The 3763-nt window shown below is 64.9% G+C and carries 5 protein-coding genes and 1 pseudogene; all 6 read left to right on the top strand.

Features of this window, described 5'->3' with window-relative positions; all coding sequences use genetic code 11:
• A pseudogene (locus ABGA94_RS17550) lies at positions 1 to 114 on the top strand (MotA/TolQ/ExbB proton channel family protein); the annotation flags it as partial.
• A gap of 61 nt (positions 115 to 175) precedes the next feature.
• A complete protein-coding gene (locus tag ABGA94_RS17555; protein ID WP_005421196.1) occupies positions 176 to 601 on the top strand; it encodes a biopolymer transporter ExbD in 426 nt (141 codons plus the stop codon).
• Between the two features lie 3 nt (positions 602 to 604).
• Positions 605 to 1018 (top strand): biopolymer transporter ExbD, encoded by a 414-nt coding sequence (locus ABGA94_RS17560; protein WP_005411740.1) that lies wholly within the window; start codon positions 605 to 607, stop codon positions 1016 to 1018.
• A 184-nt stretch (positions 1019 to 1202) separates the two neighbouring features.
• Complete coding sequence (cls, locus tag ABGA94_RS17565) at positions 1203 to 2663, top strand: cardiolipin synthase (protein ID WP_049413411.1); 1461 nt, start codon at positions 1203 to 1205, stop codon at positions 2661 to 2663.
• A gap of 40 nt (positions 2664 to 2703) precedes the next feature.
• Entirely contained in the window at positions 2704 to 2973 is a 270-nt protein-coding gene (locus ABGA94_RS17570; RefSeq protein WP_005421192.1) for a hypothetical protein, read from the top strand.
• Positions 2974 to 2982: 9 nt separating this feature from the next.
• Positions 2983 to 3726: a pyridoxine 5'-phosphate synthase gene (locus ABGA94_RS17575; protein ID WP_134956026.1), complete on the top strand. Its 744-nt coding sequence runs from the start codon at positions 2983 to 2985 to the stop codon at positions 3724 to 3726.
• Positions 3727 to 3763 lie beyond the last annotated feature (37 nt).

Below are 3763 nucleotides of genomic sequence, written 5' to 3' on the forward strand. Positions count from 1 at the left end.
GCCGTGTTCGCCTTCAACTTCTTCAGCAAGATCAACAGCGCGACCATCAGCAAGTTCGATACCTTCGCGCACGACCTGCACGACTTCTTCGCCACCGGTTCGCGCGTCCGCTGATTGCGGCGCGCGTCACCCAGCGACGAAGTAAGTAGTCACCAAGATCTAGACGGAGCCCGTTATGGCTTTCAGTAGTGGTAACAGCGGCGGCCCCATGGCCGACATCAACGTTACGCCCCTCGTGGACGTGATGCTGGTGCTGCTGATCATCTTCATCATCACGGCGCCCCTGATGTCCCACAAGGTCAAGGTGGATCTGCCGGAAGCCAACCTGATCCAGAAGCCGGAAGATGCTGAAAAGCGTCCCAACCCGATCACGCTGGCAGTCAAGGAAGACGGCTCGATCTACTGGAACGACGAAGAAATCAACAAGCAGACTCTCGAGTCCCGCTTGGCGACCGCCGCACAGCAGACCCCGCAGCCGCCGCTGAACCTGCGTGGTGACCGCACCACCAAGATGCGCGTCATCAACGACCTGACCAAGGTCGCGCAGGAACAGGGCATGCTGGACGTCGGCTTCGTTGCGACCAAAGAAAAGGGGCAATAAGCCATGGCATTCAGTAGTGGTGGTGGCAAGGGCCCCATGGCAGACATCAACGTCACGCCCCTCGTGGACGTGATGCTGGTTCTGCTGATCATCTTCATCGTGACCGCGCCGATCATGACGTACCCGATCGCCGTGGACCTGCCGCAGCGCGTGCTCAACCCACCGCCGCAGCTGGTCGAACCGCCGCCGCCGATCGAACTGAAGATCGACGCCAGCAACCAGGTCTCGTGGAACAACAGCCCGATCAATACCAGCGAGCTGCAGCAGCGGATGGAGCAGGAGGTCCAGCGTGACCCGACCAACCAGCCGGAACTGCGCATCGACGCCAGCCCGGATTCCGAGTACGACGTGATGGCCAAGGTTCTGGCCGCCGCGAAGAATGCTCAGATGAAGAAGATCGGTTTTGTGCAGCAGTAAACGCGACACCGCAACACAACAGTCATGACGCGACTGCAGACGCCCCTGGAGACAGGGGCGTTTTTTTTTGTTCTCGTCCTGGCACATGGGATCTCGTCCTGGCACATGGGATGGGGTCAGATCGCCTTTCCTTCGGAAAAGGGATCTGACCCCATCCGGCAGCATGCGCCGCTATGATCGGCGCATGCTTGCCCTCTTCGATTCCCTGCGCCATTGGCTCGACGGTATCGCCCACCTCGGCACGATCCTGGCGGTGGCTTACCTGCTGTACCTGTTCGCGCTGGCGGGCTGGATCATGCTGCAGAAGCGCGAGCCGGTGGCCACGCTGAGCTGGATCCTTTCGTTGGCACTGCTCCCCTATCTCGGGCTCTTCATCTACTACCTGCTGGGCCCGCAGAAGGTGAAGCGGCAACGGCTGCGTCGTGGCCGTGCACGCTCGGGCATGGAGCACTACAGCGATGTCTGCCCGCCCGATTCGGACTGCACCGAACTGGCCAAGGTTGCCCAGGCTACGACCGGACTGGCCCCAAGCAGTGCCACCGAAGTGACGTGGCTGGTGGACGGTGCGGCGACCTACGCGGCCTTGCTGGAAGCCGTTGCACAGGCGCACGATCACATCCATCTGGAGTACTACATCTTCAATCCGGATCACGCAGGCACCGCCCTGCGCGATGCCCTGGTCGAGCGCGCACGCGCCGGTGTGCAGGTGCGCCTGCTGCTGGATGCGGTGGGCTCATCCGCCCTGCCCCGCCGTTTCCTGCAGCCCCTGCTCGAGGCTGGCGGTGAAGCGATCTGGTTCCACCCACGGCAGCTGCTGAAACCGTTCAAGCGCCCGTGGCTGAACCTGCGCACGCACCGCAAGCTGGTGATTGTCGATGGCCGCCTGGCCTTCACTGGCGGCATCAACATCACCGACGAGGAAGACGAAAGCCGCAGGCCCGACGCTTATCGCGACCTGCACATGCGCATCCGCGGTCATGTGGTGCGCAGTCTGCAGCTGGTGTTCGCCGAGGACTGGCTCTACGCCAGTGGCCAGGAACCCTCGCGGATGGATATCGCCCGCCTGTGGCCGGCCGATATGCCGCTGCGCGGGGATGGCGCGATCAACGCGCAGGTATTGGTGTCCGGCCCGGATTCGGGCTGGGAGACGATCCACCGGCTGCACGTCGCCGCCATCCAGGAAGCGCACGAGCGGGTGTGGCTGGTGACGCCCTATTTCGTGCCGGGTGAAGCGGCGCGGATGGCGCTGACTTCGGCCGCGCTGGGCGGCCTGGACGTGCGCCTGCTGGTACCGAAAATGAGCGATTCCTGGTTCGTCACCCAGGCCGCGCGCTCGTACTTCGACGAACTGTTGCATGCCGGCGTGAAGATCTACGAGTACGGCCCGCGCATGCTGCACACCAAGGCGTTCATCGCCGACGACGACGTCTGCATTGTCGGCAGTGCCAACTTCGACCACCGCAGCTTCCGCCTGAACTTCGAGCTGTCGATGATGATCAGCGACCGGGACCGCGTGGCAGCCCTGGCCGAGCTGCTGCAGGGTGAATTCGATCGCGCCACGCGGGTGCATGACCAGGCCGGGCGCTCGCTGTGGCTGCACCGCCTGCCCGAGGCCTTCGCCCGGCTGGCCTCGCCGCTGCTCTGACGCAGCGCTACACTGCGGCGATCATCCGGGGAGCCCGACTATGTACTGGTTGTACCTGCTGCTGGCGCTGGGCTGCTTTGCCTTCGCGCTGAAGACCCCAAGCGCGGGGTTGATGACCCTGTGCCTGCTGGCTGCGCTCGGCTTCCTGCTGGCCTGGGTACGCGGTCGTTACGTGGCCCGTTTCGGCGACCTGCAGCGCGACCCGGCCACCCTGATCGATGCCGAGGAACTGCGCCGCCTGCGCGAGCAGGCCCAGGCGCGCCGCAACGATGACGCCAACGACAACGATCCGTCCCCTCTTTCCAAGTAGTTCCGTTCCATGACCCAGCTCAGCGTCAACGTCAACAAGATCGCCGTCCTGCGCAATTCGCGCGGCGGTGCCGAACCGGACGTGGTGCGCGCCGCCCAGGCCTGCCTGGATGCCGGCGCGCATGGCATCACCGTGCATCCGCGGCCGGACCGCCGCCACATCACCGCCGAGGACGTGCTGGCCCTGTCCACGTTGACCGGCGCGCGTGGCGTGGAATTCAACATCGAGGGCAATCCATTTGCGCCGCCGCGCGAGGGGTACCCGGGGCTGCTGCCGCTGTGCGAACAGACCCGTCCGGCGCAGGCCACCCTGGTGCCCGACGGCGATGGCCAGATCACCTCCGACCACGGTTTCGACTTCGAACGCGACGCCGAGCGCTTGCGCCCGTTGATTGCCCAACTGAAGGCGATGGGCTGCCGGGTCAGCCTGTTCGTGGATGCGGGCAACCCGTCGCTGGAGCAGGCCGCCGAGGTCGGTGCCGACCGCATCGAGTTGTACACCGGCCCCTACGCAGAGGCGCATGCGGCGGGCGACGCTGCGGCAATGCTCGAACTGTTCGCCACTGCGGCGCGGCGGGCGCAGGCGGTGGGCCTGGGCGTCAACGCCGGCCATGACCTGTCGCAGGACAACCTGCGCGATTTCCTGGGCCACGTGCCGGACGTGCTGGAGGTGTCGATTGGCCACGCGCTGATCGGCGAGGCACTGTATGACGGGCTGGATGCCACCGTGCGCGGGTACCTGGCGCTGCTTTGATGCATTGCAGCCGAGCGTAGGCTCGGCTCTACAAGGT

The organism is Stenotrophomonas sp. 3diitr2024 (genome assembly GCF_042136455.1).
In the GTDB taxonomy this organism is placed as follows: domain Bacteria; phylum Pseudomonadota; class Gammaproteobacteria; order Xanthomonadales; family Xanthomonadaceae; genus Stenotrophomonas; species Stenotrophomonas sepilia.